Origin of the sequence: Sphingorhabdus sp. 109 (assembly GCF_902506555.1) — a bacterium.
Taxonomy (GTDB): domain Bacteria; phylum Pseudomonadota; class Alphaproteobacteria; order Sphingomonadales; family Sphingomonadaceae; genus Parasphingorhabdus.
The window spans coordinates 1,021,821-1,042,788 of the sequence record NZ_LR732707.1; the positions used below are offsets into that span (position 1 = coordinate 1,021,821).

Annotated in this window: 19 protein-coding genes, 1 tRNA gene and 1 pseudogene; 11 read left to right on the plus strand and 10 right to left on the minus strand. The window is 56.3% G+C overall.

The genetic code is table 11. The features are described from left to right. Positions 1–28 precede the first annotated feature (28 nt). From BOSE62_RS04880 to BOSE62_RS04890, 3 genes and pseudogenes are all read right to left on the minus strand, one after another. A pseudogene (locus BOSE62_RS04880) lies at positions 29–136 on the minus strand (PEP/pyruvate-binding domain-containing protein); the annotation flags it as partial. Positions 137–206: 70 nt separating this feature from the next. Then, the gene (locus tag BOSE62_RS04885) at positions 207–596 is read right to left on the minus strand and encodes an Arm DNA-binding domain-containing protein (RefSeq protein ID WP_159642583.1); all 390 of its coding nucleotides are present in this window, start codon (positions 594–596) and stop codon (positions 207–209) included. Between the two features lie 158 nt (positions 597–754). After that, positions 755–844, minus strand: a tRNA-Ser gene (locus BOSE62_RS04890). Positions 845–1,053: 209 nt separating this feature from the next. On the opposite strand from BOSE62_RS04890, the gene BOSE62_RS04895 reads away from it, so the two are divergent. From BOSE62_RS04895 to mazG, 10 genes are read left to right on the plus strand one after another with little or no spacing between them, the layout of a single operon-like run. Continuing rightward, positions 1,054–2,085, plus strand: a complete 1,032-nt coding sequence (locus BOSE62_RS04895) for a lytic murein transglycosylase (protein WP_159647898.1) — start codon at positions 1,054–1,056, stop codon at positions 2,083–2,085. Then, on the plus strand, positions 2,069–3,088 hold the full coding sequence (locus BOSE62_RS04900; protein WP_159642585.1) for a septal ring lytic transglycosylase RlpA family protein: 1,020 nt from the start codon (positions 2,069–2,071) through the stop codon (positions 3,086–3,088). Before BOSE62_RS04895 ends, BOSE62_RS04900 begins: the two co-directional genes overlap by 17 nt. Positions 3,089–3,128: 40 nt before the next feature. Beyond that, positions 3,129–4,271 carry a D-alanyl-D-alanine carboxypeptidase family protein gene (locus BOSE62_RS04905; RefSeq protein WP_159642587.1) on the plus strand — a complete coding sequence of 381 codons (1,143 nt, stop codon included), beginning with the start codon at positions 3,129–3,131 and terminating at the stop codon, positions 4,269–4,271. Further along, a complete protein-coding gene (gene tmk / locus BOSE62_RS04910; RefSeq protein WP_159642589.1) occupies positions 4,268–4,897 on the plus strand; it encodes a dTMP kinase in 630 nt (209 codons plus the stop codon). The genes BOSE62_RS04905 and tmk overlap by 4 nt, the downstream gene beginning before the upstream one ends. Further along, positions 4,894–5,901, plus strand: a complete 1,008-nt coding sequence (locus BOSE62_RS04915; RefSeq protein ID WP_159642591.1) for an AAA family ATPase — start codon at positions 4,894–4,896, stop codon at positions 5,899–5,901. Before tmk ends, BOSE62_RS04915 begins: the two co-directional genes overlap by 4 nt. 57 nt (positions 5,902–5,958) lie before the next feature. After that, positions 5,959–7,512 (plus strand): methionine--tRNA ligase, encoded by a 1,554-nt coding sequence (gene metG / locus BOSE62_RS04920; RefSeq protein ID WP_159642593.1) that lies wholly within the window; start codon positions 5,959–5,961, stop codon positions 7,510–7,512. A 1-nt stretch (position 7,513) separates the two neighbouring features. Further along, complete coding sequence (locus BOSE62_RS04925) at positions 7,514–8,290, plus strand: TatD family hydrolase (RefSeq protein ID WP_159642595.1); 777 nt, start codon at positions 7,514–7,516, stop codon at positions 8,288–8,290. Positions 8,291–8,292: 2 nt separating this feature from the next. Continuing rightward, positions 8,293–9,063: an MBL fold metallo-hydrolase gene (locus BOSE62_RS04930; protein WP_159642597.1), complete on the plus strand. Its 771-nt coding sequence runs from the start codon at positions 8,293–8,295 to the stop codon at positions 9,061–9,063. A gap of 4 nt (positions 9,064–9,067) precedes the next feature. Continuing rightward, a complete protein-coding gene (locus BOSE62_RS04935) occupies positions 9,068–9,685 on the plus strand; it encodes a retropepsin-like aspartic protease family protein (RefSeq protein ID WP_159642599.1) in 618 nt (205 codons plus the stop codon). 53 nt (positions 9,686–9,738) lie between these two features. Continuing rightward, positions 9,739–10,482, plus strand: coding sequence for a nucleoside triphosphate pyrophosphohydrolase (gene mazG, locus BOSE62_RS04940; RefSeq protein WP_268893894.1), 744 nt, complete (start codon positions 9,739–9,741; stop codon positions 10,480–10,482). Between the two features lie 4 nt (positions 10,483–10,486). Here the strand turns inward: mazG and hflX are convergent, their stop codons facing one another. From hflX to dusB, 7 genes are all read right to left on the minus strand, one after another. Continuing rightward, positions 10,487–11,785, minus strand: a complete 1,299-nt coding sequence (gene hflX / locus BOSE62_RS04945) for a GTPase HflX (RefSeq protein ID WP_159642601.1) — start codon at positions 11,783–11,785, stop codon at positions 10,487–10,489. Further along, complete coding sequence (gene hfq, locus BOSE62_RS04950; RefSeq protein ID WP_089132374.1) at positions 11,782–12,276, minus strand: RNA chaperone Hfq; 495 nt, start codon at positions 12,274–12,276, stop codon at positions 11,782–11,784. The genes hflX and hfq overlap by 4 nt, the downstream gene beginning before the upstream one ends. A 132-nt stretch (positions 12,277–12,408) precedes the next feature. Beyond that, positions 12,409–13,791 carry a nitrogen assimilation response regulator NtrX gene (ntrX, locus tag BOSE62_RS04955; RefSeq protein ID WP_159642903.1) on the minus strand — a complete coding sequence of 461 codons (1,383 nt, stop codon included), beginning with the start codon at positions 13,789–13,791 and terminating at the stop codon, positions 12,409–12,411. Positions 13,792–13,800: 9 nt separating this feature from the next. Continuing rightward, positions 13,801–16,101 carry a sensor histidine kinase gene (locus BOSE62_RS04960; protein ID WP_159642905.1) on the minus strand — a complete coding sequence of 767 codons (2,301 nt, stop codon included), beginning with the start codon at positions 16,099–16,101 and terminating at the stop codon, positions 13,801–13,803. Positions 16,102–16,198: 97 nt separating this feature from the next. Then, positions 16,199–17,620, minus strand: a complete 1,422-nt coding sequence (gene ntrC / locus BOSE62_RS04965; RefSeq protein ID WP_159642907.1) for a nitrogen regulation protein NR(I) — start codon at positions 17,618–17,620, stop codon at positions 16,199–16,201. 14 nt (positions 17,621–17,634) lie between these two features. Next, positions 17,635–18,708, minus strand: coding sequence for a two-component system sensor histidine kinase NtrB (locus BOSE62_RS04970; RefSeq protein ID WP_159642909.1), 1,074 nt, complete (start codon positions 18,706–18,708; stop codon positions 17,635–17,637). After that, the gene (gene dusB, locus BOSE62_RS04975; protein ID WP_159642911.1) at positions 18,708–19,703 is read right to left on the minus strand and encodes a tRNA dihydrouridine synthase DusB; all 996 of its coding nucleotides are present in this window, start codon (positions 19,701–19,703) and stop codon (positions 18,708–18,710) included. The genes BOSE62_RS04970 and dusB overlap by 1 nt, the downstream gene beginning before the upstream one ends. A 92-nt stretch (positions 19,704–19,795) precedes the next feature. Between dusB and BOSE62_RS04980 the strand changes: the two genes are divergently transcribed. Next, positions 19,796–20,968, plus strand: coding sequence for a bifunctional 2-C-methyl-D-erythritol 4-phosphate cytidylyltransferase/2-C-methyl-D-erythritol 2,4-cyclodiphosphate synthase (locus BOSE62_RS04980; RefSeq protein WP_159642913.1), 1,173 nt, complete (start codon positions 19,796–19,798; stop codon positions 20,966–20,968).

Sequence of the window (20,968 nt, forward strand, 5' to 3'; positions counted from 1 at the left end):
TTGAGTGTTTGGCACCATCTGGTTGATATTAAGCTGCCAGCTTGCTGTGAAGCAAGCGGCGTTTTTTAAAAGTCTGTTGTTTTATCCTTTCTCTTTGCTTGATGATTGATGCTGCCCTACCGAAGTAGCGTTCAGCACTAGCTTTGGAATTTTTCTGTTTTGGTCTCATCTTCGTTCCTTGCGTCACTACGATGATACCAAAACACTCACATGTTAATGAACCGCAATCTGTCTATCGAACGCTGACGGGGGACACAGCGGGGACGTTGTAGATCATACCATTCGCGGGCCAACGATTCGAAGTTTTTGGATCCGGCATCAAATCCCACCAATTTGGATATTTTAAACGCATGGCGGGGATCTCTCCCTGCGCGAAGCTGCTTGCGCGCTTCTCCGCGTTTCTCCCGAGCATCAGCCAGCGATATATCTGGGTATATCCCAAATATCAGGAGCTGTTCTTTCTTCTCAAATCGGAATTTAAAGCGAAAAGTCTTGTGACCCTTGGTTGATACATGGAGAAACAAGCCGTTTCCATCGGTGATCTTATATGGCTTCTCTTTCGCCGTTGCCGCTTTGATCGCTTTGTCCGTCAGCATTTCTATACCCCCATTTGCGAAGAACCGCACCCCCAATATACCCCAATTTCTCTCTGGCTAGAGGTGGTCTTGGCTGGACAGGATTGATCAAGAAACGCTTAGAAAGTCAAGACTTTCTATAGGATCTGGAAAGCATAGGACTAGTCTGGACTAGTGAGTGGCGGACAGGGTGGGATTCGAACCCACGGAGAGCTTGCACCCTCGGCGGTTTTCAAGACCGCTGCATTCGACCACTCTGCCACCTGTCCGCATGGCCCTTCGGGCCGGGTCGAACGCGTCCTAGCGCCATCAATTTGAAAGCGCAAAACATTTTGTGGCTGGCGGCAGCCGGTATACCGGATTCCCGCATATTGCGGCTTTTGGGGCGAATGGTTGCTTGTGCAGGTTATTTAGGGATTCCACTCAGACGAGCTTTGTGCGACAACGGTGTGACGAAAGGGAAGTATTCATGCGTATCATGACCGCCATCGCTTGCGGCGCTCTTGCACTTCTGGGCATCAGTTCCGCGACACCGATGCAAAACGCCAAGGCACAAAGTAATTCCGGTTTCGATACCTATCTTCTGGAGGTGCGGAAAAAAGCATTGCAGCAAGGCATACGGGCGCAGACGCTCGATCAGGTGTTGCCAGGGCTGAGTTACAATCCGCGGGTTGTTGCGCTGGACCAGTCGCAGCCGGGAGGAAGTCCGAACAGCGCGATTCCGCCCTTCGCTCCCTATCAGCGGCGGCATATCACGAGCCAGAGAATCGCCAATGGCAAGGCTGCCTATCGCCGTCTCGTTGGGAAGTTGATCGATGTCGAGCGCGAGACCGGCGTGCCGGGCCCGATCATCATGGCTATTTATGGCAAGGAAACTAATTACGGCTCCTATATGGGCGATTTCGATATTCCCCGCTCTCTGGCCACGCTCGCTTATGAAGGGCGCCGCCGCTCGCTGTTCGAGCCCGAATTGCTGGCCGTGCTCCAGTTGATCGATCAGGGTGTTCCGCAGTCAGCGCTCAAGGGAAGTTGGGCCGGGGCCATGGGCATGCCGCAATTCCTGCCGTCGGTCTATTTGCGGCTGGCGAAGGATGGCAGTGGCGACGGCTATGCGGATATCTGGAACAACGAGCATGATGCTGTTGCCTCGATCGCCAATTATTTTGTCAGCTCCGGCTGGCGTCGCGGCGAGCCGTGGGGTATCGCCGTTAATGTGCCGTCTTCACTAGATCGCGATGCAGTCGCAAGCAAGATCGTGCCGACGCGATGCCCGCGCGTATTCGGCCGCCATAGCCAGTGGAAAAGCATGGCTGAATGGCGCGCGCTCGGTGTTGTGCCGGCAACCGGAAAGACCCTCGACGAAAATGTGATGGCAACTCTGCTCGAGCCGGACGGGGCAGGCAGTACCGCTTATTTGCTGACGGGCAATTATCGCGTCATTCTGGATTATAATTGTTCGAATTTTTACGGGCTAGCAGTGGGGTTATTAGCGGATGAGATACGCGGTTAGATTTGGAATATTATCGGTAGCAACGCTGGCCCTAGCGGGGTGCAGCGGCTCGCGCGATTTTGGTCAGTTTCCCGATGGCGCGCCGCCACCGCGTGACGCCGGTCAGCCATCCGGCTCGGCAGCGGTCTCCGACTTTCCGCAGAAAATCGGAGATCCGTACAAGGTGGGCGGCATGACCTATACGCCTGAGGACGTGCAGAATTACGACGAAGTCGGCTATGCCAGCTGGTATGGTGAAGAGCTGTCAGGCAATCCGACCGCCAATGGTGAAGCGTTCAATCCACAAGGCATTTCGGCCGCGCACAAGACATTGCCGCTACCCTCCTACGTCGAGGTAACGGCGCTGGAGACCGGACGCACGATATTGGTGCGCATCAATGATCGGGGACCATTTGCCAATGACCGGCTGATCGACCTGTCTCACGGCGCGGCCAAGCAACTGGGGATCGATCAGGTCGGCGTCGCCGGCGTGCGCGTACGCAAGGTCAATCCCAACGAACAGGAACGCGCAGTTCTGCGCATGGGGGCGCCCGCAGCCGAACGGATCGCCACACCCGATTCCCTGCTGATGATATTGCGGAAGAATCTGGCCAAGTTGCCGAAACCGGCCACGCCGGTCCGGCAAGCCGCTGTGCCGGTCAAACCCGCCCCAGGCCAGATTGCGCCCGGAGCGATCACGCCTGCGCCGGCGACGGGAAGTCGTGACGGACGTTTCATCATCGAGGGCGCTGGACGACCGGTGGGCGCGCAGCAAAGCGTCGGAAACAATTACGTCGGAGACCTTGTCGGAGCTTATTTTGTGCAGATCGCCGCTTTCAGCAGCAAGGCAAGGGCGGACACGCTGGCCAAGAAAGTCGGAGCCAAGGTCATGCCCGATGGAACGCGGTCGATCTGGCGCGTGCGTTATGGCCCTTATTCCAGCGAAGGAGACGCGCAGACAGGGCTGGCACAGGCGCAGCAGCGCGGCTATAGCGGCGCACGAATCTTGCGCGGGGACAAATAGTCTGTTGCCGCATTAATTCTGATCGGGAATCCTGTCCTAAATGAAAAAATATCTTCTGTTGTCACTGCCTTTTGTCGCCTTGTCATCGGTTGTTGTCGCTGCACCGGACTTCCAGACCGAGGCACCGATAGCCTATATGACGGACCTTTCGTCGGGAGCGGTACTGTTCGAGAAAAACGCGGACAGGAAAATCCCGCCGGCATCAATGGCAAAAATGATGACGGTCTATGTCGCGTTTGACCTGATCAGCAAAGGCAAGCTCGATCTTGACGACAAGTTTCGCGTCAACGAAGCGACCTGGAAGAAATGGAACAACCAGGGGTCGACAATGTTTCTCGGCGTCGGTGATCGGGTTAGCGTGAGCGATTTGTTGCACGGCATCGTCACGCTTTCGGGCAATGATGCCTGCGTCGTGCTGGCGGAAGGCATTGCCGGGACCGAGGAAGCCTTTGTCGGGCTGATGAACAAGCGGGCTAAGGAACTGGGCATGTCAAATAGCCGTTTCGGCAACAGCAACGGCTGGCCGGACGAAGGCCGGACTATGGTCACCGCGCGGGATCTGGCCAGACTAGGTTCGGCTACAGTGGCCAATTTCCCGAAACTCTATGATGATTTCTATGGCCAGGACGAATTTACCTGGAACGGCATTAAGCAGTCCAACCGTAATCCGCTGATTGGCAAAGTGGCCGGGTCGGACGGGTTGAAGACCGGCCACACAGAAGAGGCCGGGTTCGGCTTCACCGGTTCGGCGGAGCAGAAGGGACGGCGGCTGATATCGGTGCTGGCCGGGCTTGATAGCTACGGCGGCCGGGTCGAGGAGTCGGTCAAATTCATGAACTGGGGCTTCAATGCCTGGGAGCCAAAAAAGCTTTTCGACAAGGGAACCCGGATCCAGAATGCGGAAGTACAGCTTGGGGACAGTTCCACTGTTTCGCTGGTTGCTCCAAAGGATTTATTCGCAACGATTCCAAAAGCTTCTGATGGCAATATATCAATGAAGGTGACCTATAGCGGTCCGATCAAGGCCCCGATCGTCAAAGGCCAGCCTATCGCAAAGCTGATCGTCAGTACGGCGGATGCCGGACAGCAGTCGGTAGATCTCGTCGCTGGCGAAGATGTGGACGAGGCGGGCTTTTTTGACCGCGTCTGGGCCGGATTGAAATCCTTGCTCGGATTGGCGTGATCCAGGGGTGCTTCATCACGCTGGAAGGCGGAGAGGGGACCGGTAAGTCTACCCAGGCAAAGGCGATCGCTGATGCGTTGGAAAAAAATGGCACGAAAGTCGTGCTCACCCGTGAACCGGGCGGAACGCCCGGCGCGGAGACAATCCGGGAACTGTTGCTCACGGGGGCCGAGGAAAAATGGAATATCCGGACTGAAGCGTTGTTGTTCGCGGCAGCACGCGCCGAGCATTGCGCCAAATTGATCCGTCCGGCTCTGGCACGCGGCGAATGGGTGGTCTGTGACCGGTTCATCGACAGCAGCCGGGCCTATCAAAGCGTTAACGGTGAGATAAGCGACGCCGAAATCATGGATTTGCATCGTATTGGCAGCGGGAATCTGATGCCGCACCGCACCTTCGTCCTCGACTTGCCGGAGACAGATGCCTTGCGCAGAGCGGCGGCGAGAGATCGTGGCGAAAGTGACCGGATCGGGGGCAGGGACCGCGACTATCATCGGGCGGTCATGGCCAACTTCCGGAAATTCGCCGCTGACGAACCCGATCGTATTCGCCTGATTGACGCTTCGCAATCCGTCGAAGCGGTGACCGCCAGTCTGGTGCAGAATCTGGACGGCTTGAAGCCATGACGTCATATGTTGGTCATGATAAGCCCCGGAGAATTTTTCTGCAGGCCTTCGCCAGGGACAAGCTCCATCATGCCTGGATACTGGCTGGAGACAAAGGTCTCGGCAAGGCGGCATTTGCCCAGCGAGCGGCGCATCTGCTGCTCAATTCGCGCAATGCGCAGCCGGGTTTTTCGGACAGTCAGGATGACGAGGCCGGGCATCTTCTTGCAGCCGGATCGCATCCGGACTTTCGCCTGCTTCGGCGGGGAGCCAAGGGCGACAAGGAGGAAAAAAAGGCGCGGGACAATGGTCTGGATTCGCTCGACGAACATGAACTGGCCAGAAATATCAAGGTGGACCAGATTCGAGCCCTTCAGCAATTGTTCCAGAATCAGGCTTCGATTTCGGACTATCGGGTGGTGGTGATTGACGCGGCTGACGATCTCGAACGCGCCGGCGCCAATGCCTTGTTAAAGAACCTGGAAGAGCCGCCGAAAAACACAATCTTCTTCCTGATCAGCCATATGCCTGACCGGCTGTTGCCGACGATCCGTTCACGGTGCCAGATGCTGCGATTCGACCCTCTGGAGGCCGAAGACATGCGCGCGGTGCTCAAAACCGCTGCGCCGAACCTCGGGGCAGCGGATCTGGAAACGCTGGTGCGGGCCGGCGAAGGTTCGCCCGGGCGGGCCCTGCAATATGCCGAAGTCGGCCTTGCCGAACTGGAAGGAATTGCGCGGCAGATCGTCAAGTCCGGTGATCGGGATAACAGTCTGAAGAGTGAACTGGCCCGCAAGTTGTCCTTGAAAGCGGCAACGCCAAGATATCGCGCGTTTCTCGACCGGGTTCCCAGCCTTATTGCAGAACATATCAAAGGGCCTGACCTTGCCTGTTCGATGCAGAATATTGAAAAATGGCGGGAAGCCAGCGAATTGGCGGCTTCGGCGCTACCAAAAGCGCTCGACAATCAGGCGGTAATTTTCCGGCTAGGCAGCCTGATGGGAGGGCTTGCCAAAGAAGGATGAGCAGAATTGATGATTTGGCTGTTTACAACGGCCGCCAATGCATCAAGAGAGACGGCTATGTCAGAACCTTTCTATATTACCACCGCAATAAGCTATCCCAATGGGCGTCCGCATATTGGCCATGCTTATGAAGCCATTGCTGCTGATGCAATTGCACGTTTTCAACGGTTGGGCGGCCGCGACGTTCGTCTGATCACCGGTACCGATGAACATGGACTCAAAATGGTCCAGACGGCGCGGGACGCGGGCGTTGAAACGATCAAGCTTGCCGATGAAATGTCTTCATATTTCATAGCAATGTGCGATAAACTTAATATCGCTTATGACGGATTTCGGAGAACCAGCGAACCGGCTCATCATGAGGCTAGCAAAGCGTTGTGGAAAGCGATGGAAGCCAATGGCGATCTCTATCTGGATCGCTATGAAGGCTGGTATTCGGTGCGCGACGAAGCCTTTTATGCAGAAGAAGAGCTGGAAGCAGGCGAGGGGGGCGAAAAGCTTTCTCCCCAGGGTACTCCGGTGCAATGGACAGCGGAGGAGACCTGGTTTTTCAAATTGTCCAAATATCAGGACAAGTTGCTGAAACTATATGAGGAGCATGCTGAATTCATCCAACCCGAAAGCCGGCGCAACGAAGTCAGACGCTTTGTCGAAGGTGGACTGCGCGATCTCAGTGTTTCCCGTACCAGCTTTGACTGGGGCGTTCCGGTGCCCGGATCACCCGGCCATGTAATGTATGTCTGGGTCGATGCCCTGACGACTTATATGACCGGCGTTGGATATCCCGATACTGAGGGGATGTTCGCCAAATATTGGCCGGCTGACCTTCATCTCATCGGTAAGGATATCGTTCGCTTTCACGCGGTCTACTGGCCTGCGTTCCTGATGAGCGCCGGTCTGCCTTTGCCCAAGCAGATTTTCGGTCATGGCTTTTTGCTGAACCGTGGCGAGAAAATGTCGAAATCGGTAGGCAATGTTGTGGATCCGATGGAACTGGCGGAACGCTTTGGTGTCGATCAGCTTCGCTATTTCCTGCTCGCCGACGTCGTTTTCGGCAAGGACGGGACCTATTCGGCGGAAGCCATCATTACCAAGACCAATGCCGATCTTGCCAATAATTTCGGTAATCTTGCACAGCGAAGCCTGTCGATGATTGCCAAAAATTGCGACGGGAAAATTCCGTCGCGTGGCGAGCCTACCGCTGCAGAACTGGAATTGCTTGGCCAGTTGGACAATTGTTTTGCCGACGTGAAATCAGCGATGACCGGCGGTCTGTTCAACATAGATCAGGCGCTCGATGTCATCCGCGAACGGCTGAGTGCCACCAATATCTATTTTGCCGACCAGGCGCCTTGGGCATTGCGCAAGACCGATCCTGCGCGTGCTGACTGCGTGCTCTACCATACCGCCGAAGCGATCCGGCAACTGGCGATCATGTTGCGCTGGGTGATGCCCGACAGTTGTGACCGGATGCTCGATTTGCTGGCGCAGTCGCCAGACAACCGCGATTTTGAAGATCTTGGCCAGCCGATAGAGCAGGGGCTCGAACTGCCGAAGCCGGAGGGAATTTTTCCGCGCCTCGAACCGCTGAAAGACGTGACAGAGGCCTGATATGCTTGTCGATAGCCACTGCCACCTGAATTACAAAGGGCTTGTCGAAGAGCAGGGCGCTGCCCTTGATCGCGCGCGGCAATGCGGCGTCACGGCAATGCTCAACATCTCGACACGAGAGCGTGAATGGCGCGATATCGTGGCTACGGCCGAGCGGGAAAAGGATGTGTGGGCGAGCATCGGTATCCACCCGCATGAGGCCGATGCGCATCCCGATATTGATCTCGCAAAACTGCTGGAAGAAGCCGCGCATCCGCGGGTTGTTGCGATTGGAGAAACCGGGCTGGATTATTATTATGATCACAGCGACCGGGACCGTCAGAAACAGAGCTTTCGCACGCATATTCACGCGGCGCGCGAAACCGGCCTGCCGATCATCGTCCATACGCGCGATGCCGAGGACGATACGGCCGAAATCATGGCGGAAGAAATGGAGCAGGGCGCCTATACCGGTGTCATCCATTGCTTCACGGCAAGCGAGGATTTCGCCCGGAAAGCCCTGGCTTTGGGGCTTTATATTTCGATCTCCGGGATCGTGACTTTCAAAAATGCCAAGGACCTGAAGGAAACGGCAGCGAAATTGCCATCGGATCGGCTTCTGGTTGAAACCGATGCCCCCTTTCTCGCGCCGGTTCCGCATCGTGGTAAGACAGGGGAGCCTGCCTTTGTCGCGGATACGGCTCGCTATCTGGCCGAGTTGCGTGGCGAGGACTATGATCAGCTATGCGAAACGACCAGTCGCAATTTCTACCAATTGTTCAATAAAGCACGTCCCTGAATGTGGCTTTGAAACTGACGATACTGGGATGCGGGACGTCCGCGGGTGTGCCCCGGATCGGCAATGACTGGGGCGATTGTGACCCGAATGAGCCGAAAAACCGACGAAGCCGGGTGTCCATTCTGATTGAAAGCGCCGCCACCCGAATTCTGGTCGATACATCGCCCGATCTGCGCAACCAGTTTCTCGATAATGGAATAGACCGGATCGACGCAGTCATCTGGACGCATGATCACGCTGATCATTGCCACGGGATCGATGATCTCAGGGCGGTGTTCCAGCAGAAGCGTCAGCCAATTCCGGGCTATGCCCGTCCATTCGCACTCAAGAGCCTGCAACATCGCTTCGCTTATGCTTTCGAGGGACATAAATATTATCCGTCGATCTGCGAGGCCCAAATATTGGACGGTGATATTACCATTGGCGACATCATGGTTCGCCACGTCGACCAGCCGCATGGCGGTATTACTTCAGCCGGACTGCGGTTCGAACTTCAGGGGCGATCGATCGTCTATGCCACCGATTTTGGCGAGGTTACTGCCGATATGCGCGCCCTGTATCAGGGTTGCGATCTGCTGGTCGTTGATGCGTTGCGCGATGAACCGCATCCCACGCATGCGCATCTGGAAATGACACTGGATCTGATCGAAGACGTCCAGCCGAAGTTGAGCCTGTTGACACATATGGACAAGTCGATGGATTATCACCATCTTGTGTCCATATTGCCCAATCATATCCGGCCCGCTTTCGACGGCTTTGTGAAAGAAATCTGAAACCTTGACGGAAGATCAGAATATTAACCTTGTTTTCGCTATCGGTGCTCTGGTGCTGGTCGCGAGTGCGTTATTCTCGCGGCGGATTGGCCTTGGCGAGATTGTGCGAACGGCTCTTGCCTGGGTTGCGATCTTTGGGCTGTTCATCGTCGGGTTCTCCTACAAGCAGGAAATATTGGCTGTCTGGAGTCGGGTTTCCGGAGAACTAAACGGTTCGCATGACCAAGTCGTGGTTGGTGAAACCTTGCGGATACGGCAATCGGCTGATGGCCATTTCTGGGTGGATGCAAAGGTTAACGCGACGCCGGTACGGTTCCTGATCGATAGCGGCGCGACCACGACCGCTATGGCATTGCGTACGGCGCAGGCTGCGGACATTGATATCAGCAGCAGCCCGTTTCCGGTCGTTCTCAGCACCGCCAATGGGTCGGTCGAGGCGCAGCGCGGTGTTATCCAGTCTATCCAGGTCGGACCGCTGAAAATGCAGGATCTGCCGGTAGTGGTCGCGGAAGAATTTGGTGACGCCAATGTGATCGGCATGAATTTTTTGTCAAAACTGGGTAGTTGGCGCGTAGCGGAGGGTGAAATGGTGCTGGAACCCGCCACACCAGACAATCAGTAATTTAACATAATATATATTATCACTCTTAATGACGGATTAGAACGGAGACGCCTTTGATCGATCCCCTGCTGAAAATCATGCGACATTTGCGCGATCCTGACGATGGATGTGACTGGGACAAGGTTCAGACGTTCGACAGCATTGCGCCTTATACGATCGAAGAGGCCTATGAGGTTGCCGATGCGATACAACGCAAGGATATGTTGGCGCTCAAGGATGAATTGGGCGACCTCCTGCTCCAGGTTGTATTTCATAGCCAGATCGCGGCTGATGCCGGAAAATTCGAGTTTGGCGATGTCGTGACTTCGATTTGCGACAAGATGATGCGACGGCATCCGCATATTTTCGGCACGGCCGAACAGAGCCCGGGCTGGGAACAGATCAAGGCTGACGAACGTGCTCAGACGGGACAGTCCAGCGCGCTTGATGGTGTGGCGCTCGCCCTGCCCGCCCTGCTGCGTGCCCAGAAAATCCAGAAACGGGCGGCGCGGGTCGGATTTGACTGGCCTGACAAAGAACCGGTGAAAGAAAAGTTGCTGGAGGAACTCGACGAAGTTGCAGCCGCTACCAGTGAGGCGGACATCCATGAGGAAATCGGTGACCTGCTGTTTTCTGCGGTCAATCTGGCCCGCCATTACAAGGTCGATGCAGAACGCGCGCTAGTTGATGCTACGGATAAATTCATCCTGAGATTCAATCGGATAGAGTCAAATGTTGACGGAGACATGCAAGATATGTCGCTTGAGGAACTGGAGGCTGAATGGCAAAAGGCCAAGGATTGCCCGGCCGACGGCTGAACCTTCAACCCAATGCGTCAAAACGACCCCAATTGCGGGGTGACATTTCAACCGCCACCCTCAGCTTGTCACCATCTTGGTCGCTGCTCAGAACCCGCCCATTTTCGTGCAACCAGGCCATTTTTTTGCCGTCGGATGCCTCGATGATTACCGTATCCGATTTATAGCCCTCGGACAAAGTTCTGGAAATCATGTTGACCAGATCTTCCACGCCTTCACCACTCGCGGCAGAAATTGTGCAGACATTGTCGGGCAATGGTAACGATATCCGTTCAAATTGCGGGTCATCGGGGCCTATCTTGTCGATCTTGTTCCATGCCTCGATAACAGGGGGCCCCTCGCCTGCTTCTTGCGAAACGCCGAGATCGGCCAATATCTGCCTGACATCGCGGGCCTGGGCATCGCTGGCCTCGTGCGAAATATCTCGCACATGTACAACAATATCGGCGGCGCTCACCTCTTCGAGGGTCGCCCGGAAAGCGGCAACCAGCTGCGTCGGCAGATCGGAGACGAAACCCACCGTATCCGACAATATCGCCTTGTCATATCCCGGCAGCGGGAATTCCCGCATCGTGGGGTCAAGCGTGGCGAAGAGGAGGTCTTCGGCAAAGACTTCGGCACCGGACAGACGGTTGAACAGTGTCGATTTGCCGGCATTGGTATAGCCAACCAGCGCGATTACCGGCCAGGGCGCCCGCTGCCTGCGTTCGCGATGCAGGGCGCGAGTCTTGCGCAAATGGGCCAGATCCTTACGCAATTTGGCCATGCGGTCACGGATCATCCGGCGATCAGATTCGATCTGGGTCTCGCCCGGCCCGCCCAGAAAGCCGAAACCGCCGCGCTGCCGCTCCAGATGGGTCCAGCTGCGGACAAGCCGGCCGGCCTGATAATCGAGATGGGCGAGTTCCACCTGAAGACGGCCCTCCGCAGTCGCGGCGCGGGCCCCGAATATCTCGAGAATTAGGCCCGTACGATCGATGACCTTGACCTCCAGCTTCTCTTCAAGATTGCGTTGCTGGATCGCGCTGAGACTGCCGTCAACGATCAGTATCGACGCTTCCTGTTCCTGCATCATCTTGCGGATCTGGTCCACCTGCCCCGAACCGAATAGCGTTGCCGGCTTGGGGTTGCGTACAGAAAAATAGTGGGAACCGGTCGCGACCAGTCCGATCGCAAGGGCGAGGCCTACGGCTTCTTCAAGGCGATGTTCGAGCGCAGACTGGCTCAGCGACACCATGTCGGGATGTACGACGAGCGCTTTTTGGCTCTTGCTGTCGAGACTGTCCTTCTCAAATGGTATCAATGCGCACCATCATCTGCATTGTTATAATCCGCCAGATTGAGGGGGCCGCCGGGCTGCACGGTGGATATCGCGTGTTTGTACACCAGTTGCGACAGCCCTTCCCGTTCGAGTAGGATGCAGAAAAGGTCATGGGCCGCAACTTCGCCTTGCAGCATCACGCCGTTGACCAGAAACATGGTGACCGGATCATTGCTGTCCCGCACCGCGGTCAGGAATACTTCCTGCAGCACGCCGGGCCGGTTCTTTGCCTTGTCCATCAGATCGGAGAAAGGCTGCGTGTCCAGTGATTCCGACGGCATGATGGTCGAAATGGCATGTTTGTACACCAGCTGGGATTGGCCGTCGCGGCGCAATAGTACGGAAAAATTGTCGAACCAGGTGACAATGCCCTGCAGCTTGACGCCCTTGACCAGAAACATGGTGACAGGGGTTTTTGATTTGCGGAGGGAGTTCAGGAATAAATCCTGCAAGTTGTTAGATTTATCGGTCATATTTGACTCCAGTTATTGGCCAGCTTTGCGATGGCATATTATTATTTCTCTGACGGCATCTGCTCTTCTCGGGGAGCCTTTGTCTTCGTATATGATATTCGGCCTGTCTCGACAACCGTCAAGCCTGCTTTCTCACTCGACGTCGGATTTCTTTCGTGAAGCAAGGCCCAATATCTTCAATTTCCGATGCAGGGCCGACCGCTCCATGCCGATGAAATTGGCGGTTTTCGAGATGTTGCCGGAAAAGCGACGGATTTGTACTTTCAGATATTCGCGTTCGAAGCTCTCCCGTGCTTCGCGCAAAGGGGAGCCCATGAGCGATGCGACGCCCTGATCGAGATCATCGTCATTGCCAAGCACTTCCGGCGGCAACATCTCGACCTCTATCTTCGCAAAATTATCTTTTGGCGCCAGGATGATCGTCCGCTCGACGACATTGCGCAACTGGCGGACATTGCCCGGCCAGTCACAGGCTTGCAGGGCCGCCATGGCTTCATCGGTAATTTCCGGTGGTTGCAGGCGCTGTTCGGCCGCAAATCGCGCGGCATAGTGGTCGACGAGAACCGGAATATCCTCCCGCCTCTGGTTGAGCGGCGGCAGCACGACCGGCACTACGTTGAGCCGGTAGAAGAGATCCTCCCGGAAGCGCTTCTCGCGGATTTCGACTTCCAGATCCCGCGACGTCGCTGATACAACCCGGACATCGACATTCACCTTTTGCGACCCCCCAAGCCGGTTGAAACTCTGCTCGGTCAGGACCCGCAATATCTTGCCCTGGGTATCCAGCGGCATATCAGCGACTTCGTCGATGAACAGCGTTCCGCCATGGGCTTCCTCCATCAGCCCGGTTTTTTCTATCTTGCCGTTGCGTTCGGTGCCGAACAATTCTTCTTCCACGCTTTCGGGCGAAAGCCGGGCAGCGCTGATGGTGACAAAGGCGGCATCGGAGCGCGAGCTCCAATTATGCATCAGCCGCGCGGCAACTTCCTTGCCCACCCCGGCGGGGCCGGAAATCAGCAGGCGGCTCCCGGTTCCGGCGACGCGTTTCAGCGTGGCGCGCACGTTATTCACGGCAGCCGAGTTGCCGGTCAGTTCATCGGCGAAGCCGACGCGGGCCTTGAGAATTTCATTCTCCCGGCGCAGCCGGTCTGTTTCGGTGGCTCTGGATACCAGATGCAGCAGATGTTCGGCTTCAAACGGTTTCTCGATAAAATCGACCGCGCCCTGCGAGATAGCGGCGACAGCCGTGTCGATATTGCCATGGCCGGAGATGACGATGATCGGCATTTTGGCGTCGAGCTGTTTCAGCTCGGTCAGCAGTTCCAAGCCGTCAAGACGCGATCCTCTGAGCCAGACGTCCAGTAGAACCAGAGATGGACGCCGCTCGTTGACCGCGGCCAGCGCCGCGTCACTGTCGGCGGCCACCCGGGTCGTATAGCCCTCGTCCTCCAGAACTCCGGATATCAGATCACGGATATCGGGTTCGTCGTCGACAACCAGAATATCTAACGCCATGTTGAACCTCTATTCCTCATTCGTTTCACTGTGCTGTTCGCTATTGTCCCCGTTCGGTCCCTTGTCAGGGGCATTGTCCGGATTTTCTGTATCTCCGTGGCTCAGCCGCGCCAGTTGCGATGGGCTGAACCGGATCGTCACCCGGGTGCCACCTTGCGGAGCATCGCTGAACTTCATTTCACCGAAATGTTCCTCGATGATTTTCTTGACGATCGCGAGGCCCAGTCCGGTGCCGCTGGCCCGGGTTGTCATGTAAGGCTCGACGATCCGGTCTCGTTCGATTGGCAGCCCGATGCCATTGTCCGTCAATTCGATTGCGACAATTTGGTTCTCGCTCCGGATTTCCAGATCGATCTGACCGTCTGACAGTTGAAAATCTGCACTGGATTCTGCTCGTTGCTCAATTGCTTCTGCAGCATTTTTGATAATATTGGTGAATGCCTGTCCAAGCTGCCGCCGGTCGCAGACCAGCGATACAGGCTGAGCGTCCGCGTTAAAATTAAATGTGACAGACGGCCATGCTACATCCTGCATGAACAACGCCTGCTTCAGGATATCGTCCAGATTCTCCCGCCGGAAAACCGGTTTCGGCATGCGTGCGAAGGAAGAAAATTCATCGACAATATTGCGCAGATCACCAACCTGGCGGATGATCGTATTGGTAAGATTTTCAAAAATGCTGACATCGTCGCTCATCCGCGCACCGAATCTGCGCTGCAGCCGTTCGGCGGCCAGCTGGATCGGGGTCAGGGGATTCTTGATTTCGTGCGCGATGCGCCGGGCTACGTCAGACCAGGCTGCCCGTCGCTGGTCGAGCAACTGCTGGGTGATATCTTCAAAGGTGATAACATGACCGGTCGGTCCGCCGACAATTTTGACCGCCAGGGTGCGCATGTCGGAATCGGTAGCAAATTCGATGATGCTATTTTCCACTCCATCCTGAACAAGACTTGCAAATTGCGGGGCGGCTTTGCCGATATCGGCCTCAAGCAGATCGTCGATCGGCTTGGAAAGCAGCGACTGCGCTTGTGAATTGACCAGCCCAATCTCGCCTTTTTCATTTACACTGATGATCCCGGCGGTGACCGATTCCAGTACAGCTTCGATGAAGGCACGCCGGCTGCCGAGCTGTTCATTGGCTGTTATCAGCGCGGTCGTCTGGGTTTCCAGCCGCTCGGTCATGCGGTTGAACGCCCGCCCCAGCGTGCCGATTTCGTCATTTTCAAAGGTCGTCGGTACCCGGGTGGCAAGATCGCCTTCGGTGACCCGTTTGGCCGCGTGGACGAGGTCGCTGACCGGTTTCACCATGCGGTCGGCAACCGCCAGCGCGATCCACAAGACCAGCCCGACAATCAGTAACGAAATGACGAACAGGGCTATGTTGAACTGCAATTGCAGGCTGCGCGATCGCGAGAATAGGTCTTCATAGTCGGCGAGAACCGATTGTGCCCTCTCCCACTGGCTCAGCGCCAGCATATCGGAGTCGCGCGCCGCGTAGAGAAAAATGCGGGAATTCAGGTCGAGCGCGGTAACCGCCTCGATCTTGTCCGGCCTTGCGGTGACCACATAGCTTTGCCCTTGCTCCAGTTGCTTGAGAACGGCATCGGTTATCTTGGGTTGCTGGTCGGTGTCATCGGGATCCACCGCCGCCGCCGTCCTGGCGACACCATCCGCCCCATATTCGATGATCGCCGATTCATTGAGCTTTCTCGACAACACCTGAAACACATAGCCTTCGGCAAATTGCGGGCTTTCCAGTTCGGCCTGCTGCAAATAGTTGCGCAGGTCATTGGCCATGGTGATGGTCTCTTCTCCCACTTCGCGCTGGTTTTGCTCATAATAGCCGCGCGCAAGATCATTGGCATTTTCCAGCATGCCGCGGGCGCGATCAGAAAACCAGAATTCGACGCCATATTGGAACAATAATGATGCAAAGATTACAACCAGCACCATCGGGATGCTGGCGACCAGCGAGAACAGGGCCACCAACCGGACGTGCAGGCGGCCCTTGCTGCCGATTGACGATTGCGCAGCCCTGCCCTTCGCGATCCGGCGTCCGAACAGCACCAGCAAGGTCATCGCCGGAATCAGGTTCGCCACCAACAAAGCGGCGGTCAGCGGCGGTGAAATGAAGTCGGTCTGGTCGGATTGCGTACTCAGCAGGAAATAGGTGCCCAGCATGATCGTGCCGAACAGCAGCGCGACAATCCATTCGACCCGCCGCATGACCGCTTCTTTCTCGGCCATTAGCGACAGGCGGCGCAGCCAGAGGGGGACACGCTGTTCCGTCAGGGGGGGAGACACTGTCATTGTGCTTTCAATACAACGGAATCGTTGCAAAAAAAGCACTAATATTGTAAAAATATCACGGTTGAGCGAAGCAATCCGTCAGTTCATCGCGAAGACGTCATTTCGACTCGGATGGATCGATCTGATATTCGTTCAGCTTCTTGCGCAATGTATTGCGGTTGATACCCAGAATTTTTGCCGCCTTGATCTGGTTTCCATGGGCATGGTGCATCATTTCGGACAGCAGCGGTTTTTCAAATTTCTCCAGCGCCTGCGTATAGAGATTCTCCTTTTCCGGCGCGGCCATCAGGTCCAGCACGATCGCCTTGATATGCGCTTCAAACTCCATATTTGCCGCCTGGCCTCGGTCCTCGCTGCGTTCGGTCGCGAGAATTTGGCGAATGGCGTCTTCCGACAGCGTGTCCTCCCTGCCGGTCACGACCAGACGGTAGATAACATTTTTCAGTTCCCGGACATTGCCGCGCCAATAGTGGTGGCAAAGCAGGTTCATTCCTTCCTCGGAAATTTGCTTGTGGGGCAGTCCTTCGGTCACCGCAAGCTTGAGGAAATGCTTGGTCAGCGCCGGAATATCGCTGGCGCGTTCCCGTAGCGGCGGCAATTCGATCGGCACCACATTGATCCGGTAATAGAGATCTTCGCGGAACTTTCCCTGCTCAATCAGATCGAGAAAATCATGATTGGTGGCGGCAATGATCCGGACGTCGAGCTTGACTGGCCCCTTGCCGCCTACGCGGTTGATTTCGCCAGATTGCAGAGCGCGCAGCAACCGGGTCTGGGCGTGCATCGGCATGTCGCCGATTTCGTCGAGGAACAGGGTGCCGCCCTGCGCCTGTTCGAACTTGCCCGAGGCATTGGCAACAGCGCCGGTGAAAGCACCCTTTTCGTGGCCGAACAGCTCCGCTTCGATCAGTTCCGAGGGGATCGCGGCCATATTGACCGCGACAAATGGTCCGGATTTGCGGTGGCCAAGCCCGTGAATTGCCTCGGCTACCAGTTCCTTGCCGGTACCCGATTCGCCAAGCACGAGCACTGACAGATCGTTTTTCAGCAGTCGGGCGATCATCCGGTAAACTTCCTGCATCGCCGGACTGCGTCCGACCAGCGGCAGGCTCTCCTCGTCCATCGAAGGCTCTACCGGCTGAATATTCTTCGGTTTCAGCGCCTGGCCCACGACCTGTACCAGTTCGTCGAGATCAAAGGGCTTGGGCAGATATTCAAACGCTCCCGTTTCCGAGGCGCGGACCGCGGTGTTGAGGGTGTTCTGAGCGGAAATGATAATGATCGGAATATCGGGATGGGTCGCCTTGACGCTGTCGAGCGAGGAAATCCCGTCGCCATCCCCTTCGCCCAGCCCGACATCGGTAAGCAACAGATCATAATGGCTGCTCGACATCAGCGCGTCGCGTTCGGCGATCGACTTGCAATTCTCCACTTCGTAGCCCTCGGCGCGCAGAGCGGTGATGATAACATGGCTGACCGACAGATCGTCTTCTACCAATATGATTTTTTCTTTGGCCATGATATTTCCTGACGTCAGTTTTTCGGTGCAACGGGAAGAAATAGAGTGAACCGGCTCATTTCGTCCTGGTTCTCGCGATCGTAGCGGATCCGGCCGTTCATATCCCGCATCAGCTTTTTCACCAGTGCGAGGCCCAGCCCCTGCCCTTCCTTTTTGGTCGAGACGAAGGGCGAGAATATTTCCCGTTCCAGTTCGGCGGGGACGCCCGGGCCGTTGTCGCAGACCATGATCTGGATTGGCAGACGGACCGCGGCCGTTTGGCCCTGAGCCGAGAGCGAAGCGCCGAAACTGTAGCGGGTGATGATGCGGATCTTCGGGTCGGGCAGATGTTTGGTGGCATCGACGGCGTTGGCGAGCAAGTTGGTCAATACCTGCATCATTGCGTCCGGATCGATCAGCGCGTCGGGCAGAGACGGGTCAAATTTGTCCCGGATTTTAACTGCCTGACCGGTGGCCGCCTCGGTCGATCGCCGGGCTCGATCGATCAATGTGTGAATATTAACCGCCTTGGTCTGTGCCGGCTGATTGGACGACAAGGTCTGCATCCGGTTGAGCAGATTGACTACCCTCTCCACTTCAGCCGTAATCATCTGGGTCAGCGGTTTCTGGCTGTCGTCAAGCTGCCGGTCGAGCAGCTGCGCTGCGCCCTTGATCGCCGCCAACGGGTTTTTTATCTCGTGGCTGAGAATGTCCGGCGCGCGAATGGCGAGATTGGACGGATCATTATTCTCATTTTCGAGGATGGGGCCATCCTGCGGCATGGGTGAAAGCGAAATCAGCCGCCAAAGCGATTCCGAGGCCAGCGGATGAATGTCGAAATCGACGATCCCCAATTTGCGCTCGTCACCGGAGATCATCACGCCACGTGCAGTCAGGCTGATGTCCCGTTCGGTCAGCGCCGCATCTAGCCGAGGATCGGAAAAATGCAAAATCTGGTCAATCCTGCGACCGACCAGATGTTTGGCGCTGGTGCCAAAAAGCGCTTCGCCTGCAGGATTGACCCGGGTCACCATATGATCCGAGTCGACGATCAGGAGCGCGTGGCTGAGCCCGGACAGTATCAGCTCAGCCGGAGGCGTCCCGTCCATCAAGCGGCCGCTTTGTTCAGCCAGGGCGAATAAAATTCCTCGAGCATTTCGAGCACGACATAGGGATCGTTCTCGCTATTGGCCCGATTGCGAAATTCAGCAGATCCGGTCAGGCCTTTGGTATACCAGCCGATGTGCTTGCGTGCCACCTTGACGCCAACATGGTCGCCATAGAGTTTCAGCATGTCGCGATAATGTTCGTCGAGAATGGCATATTGCGTGGCAATATCCGGATCCGGCAGATGTTCCCCGGTCTTGAACCAGTGCATGAACTGCCCGAGCAGCCACGGTTTTCCATAGGCACCGCGGCCGATCATCACGCCATCAGCACCGCTTTGTTCGAGCGCTTTCTGCCCGTCTTCAATTGAACAAATGTCGCCGTTAACGATCACCGGCAGTGAAACCGCTTGCTTGACCTTGCTGACGAAGGCCCAGTCAGCGCTATCCCGGTACATCTGGCATCGGGTTCTGCCATGTACGACAATCATTTTCGCGCCCAGGTCTTCTGCGATACGGGCAAGTTCCGGCGCGTTCAGGCTCTGATGATCCCAGCCCATGCGCATTTTGACGGTCACCGGCACCTTGACCGCCTCGACCGTCGCCTTGATCAGCGAGGCCGCCAGCGGGAGGTCGCGCATCAGCGCCGAGCCGGCATCACCATTGACGACCTTCTTCACCGGGCAGCCCATGTTGATATCGATAATCTGGGCGCCGCGATCCTCATTCAGTCTGGCAGCGTCAGCCATTACCGCCGGGTCACAGCCGGCGAGTTGCATCGAGACCGGTTCTTCGGTCGCATCCCACGCGCATTTCTGCAGCGACTGGCGGGTTTCGCGGATCATCGCCTGGCTGGCAATCATTTCGGTGACATTGAGACCGGAGCCAAATCGACGGACCAACTTGCGGAACGGCAAATCGGTGACGCCGGTCATCGGCGCCAGAATGACCGGGCTGTCAATTTTCAAGTCACCAATGAAGATGGGATCAATTTTCATATCTACTGCCTAAATTTTAAGCAGCCTCTACCTATAAATCAATTTCGAGGCAAGAATTGCTTCATCCTCTTTCTCGGCGTAGATCGCGAGTCATGGTTGCATCCCCCGATCCTTCCCAGCAGACCCACGCTCTGATTGTAGCCGCCGGTGTCGGCGCGCGGTCGGGACTGGACCTGCCCAAGCAGTTTGAAACCATTGGCGGCAAGCCGATGATCCGGCACAGCGTGGAAAGATTGTCCTCTCATCCCGCTGTCGACCGGATATGGATCGTGATTGCCGAGGGGCAGGAAGACATGCTAAATCAATCGCTTGTCTCCTTTCCCTCGCACAATATCGTGATCGGCGGAACGACCCGCCAGCGGTCGGTCTATAACGGGCTGATGGCGATTTGGCGTGCCGGTGGCGCCCGATATGTTCTTGTCCATGACGCCGCACGGCCCTTTGTGCCGGATGTGGTGGTCAACCGGCTCCTTGACCAGCTGGAGCGGGCGCCTGCTGCCATTCCGCTGCTGCCTTGCGTTGACACAATGGTGCAACTGAACGGTAACCAGCTCGATCGGACGGTGGATCGCAACAGCCTGTGGCGCGTGCAGACGCCGCAAGCCTTCGATTTTCAGAAGCTTGTTGCGGCCCATGAAAATTTCACCGCAGACAAAGATGCCAGCGATGATGCGCAGATATTTCGCGCCGCTGGACATAAGGTTTCGACCGTCGCGGGTGACGAAGCGCTCAGAAAATTTACTTTGCCCGCCGATTTTTCGGCAGAAGGAACCGAGATTATGCACCAGACGCGTACCGGGATGGGCTATGATGTCCACCGATTGGTTGCCGGTGAGCAGTTATGGCTGGGTGGCGTTAAAATCGATCACGAGAAAGGTCTTGCCGGACATAGCGATGCTGATGTCCTGCTCCACGCGTTGACGGACGCCCTGCTCGGAACAATAGCTGCTGGCGATATTGGCGACCATTTCCCGCCGTCGGATCCGCAATGGCGTGGCGTGGCTTCTGCGCACTTTTTGGAACATGCGGTGAAGCTGATTGTTGAAAAAGCCGGCTTGATCCAGAATGTCGATATGACGATCATCTGCGAGGCGCCCAAGATCAAGCCGCACCGCGAAGCCATTCGACAGAATATCGCGTCCCTGCTCAAGCTTGACCTGGATCGTGTCAGCGTTAAAGCGACCACGACCGAGGCGCTTGGCTTCACGGGGCGCGGGGAAGGCATAGCGGCGCAAGCCATTGCCACGATTCTATTGGAAGGATGA

Bases quoted from the DNA above. Each gene is read 5' to 3' on its own strand.
- BOSE62_RS04895 (WP_159647898.1), top strand. From the start codon at position 1,054: ATGACCGCCATCGCTTGCGGCGCTCTTGCACTTCTGGGCATCAGTTCC.
- BOSE62_RS04970 (WP_159642909.1), bottom strand. From the start codon at position 18,708: ATGGACGGGACGCCTCCGGCTGAGCTGATACTGTCCGGGCTCAGCCAC.
- BOSE62_RS04885 (WP_159642583.1), bottom strand. From the start codon at position 596: ATGCTGACGGACAAAGCGATCAAAGCGGCAACGGCGAAAGAGAAGCCA.
- BOSE62_RS04960 (WP_159642905.1), bottom strand. From the start codon at position 16,101: ATGACAGTGTCTCCCCCCCTGACGGAACAGCGTGTCCCCCTCTGGCTG.
- hfq (WP_089132374.1), bottom strand. From the start codon at position 12,276: ATGACCGATAAATCTAACAACTTGCAGGATTTATTCCTGAACTCCCTC.
- metG (WP_159642593.1), top strand. From the start codon at position 5,959: ATGTCAGAACCTTTCTATATTACCACCGCAATAAGCTATCCCAATGGG.
- BOSE62_RS04915 (WP_159642591.1), top strand. From the start codon at position 4,894: ATGACGTCATATGTTGGTCATGATAAGCCCCGGAGAATTTTTCTGCAG.
- BOSE62_RS04980 (WP_159642913.1), top strand. From the start codon at position 19,796: ATGGTTGCATCCCCCGATCCTTCCCAGCAGACCCACGCTCTGATTGTA.
- ntrX (WP_159642903.1), bottom strand. From the start codon at position 13,791: ATGGCGTTAGATATTCTGGTTGTCGACGACGAACCCGATATCCGTGAT.
- BOSE62_RS04905 (WP_159642587.1), top strand. From the start codon at position 3,129: ATGAAAAAATATCTTCTGTTGTCACTGCCTTTTGTCGCCTTGTCATCG.
- ntrC (WP_159642907.1), bottom strand. From the start codon at position 17,620: ATGGCCAAAGAAAAAATCATATTGGTAGAAGACGATCTGTCGGTCAGC.
- BOSE62_RS04925 (WP_159642595.1), top strand. From the start codon at position 7,514: ATGCTTGTCGATAGCCACTGCCACCTGAATTACAAAGGGCTTGTCGAA.
- BOSE62_RS04900 (WP_159642585.1), top strand. From the start codon at position 2,069: ATGAGATACGCGGTTAGATTTGGAATATTATCGGTAGCAACGCTGGCC.
- dusB (WP_159642911.1), bottom strand. From the start codon at position 19,703: ATGAAAATTGATCCCATCTTCATTGGTGACTTGAAAATTGACAGCCCG.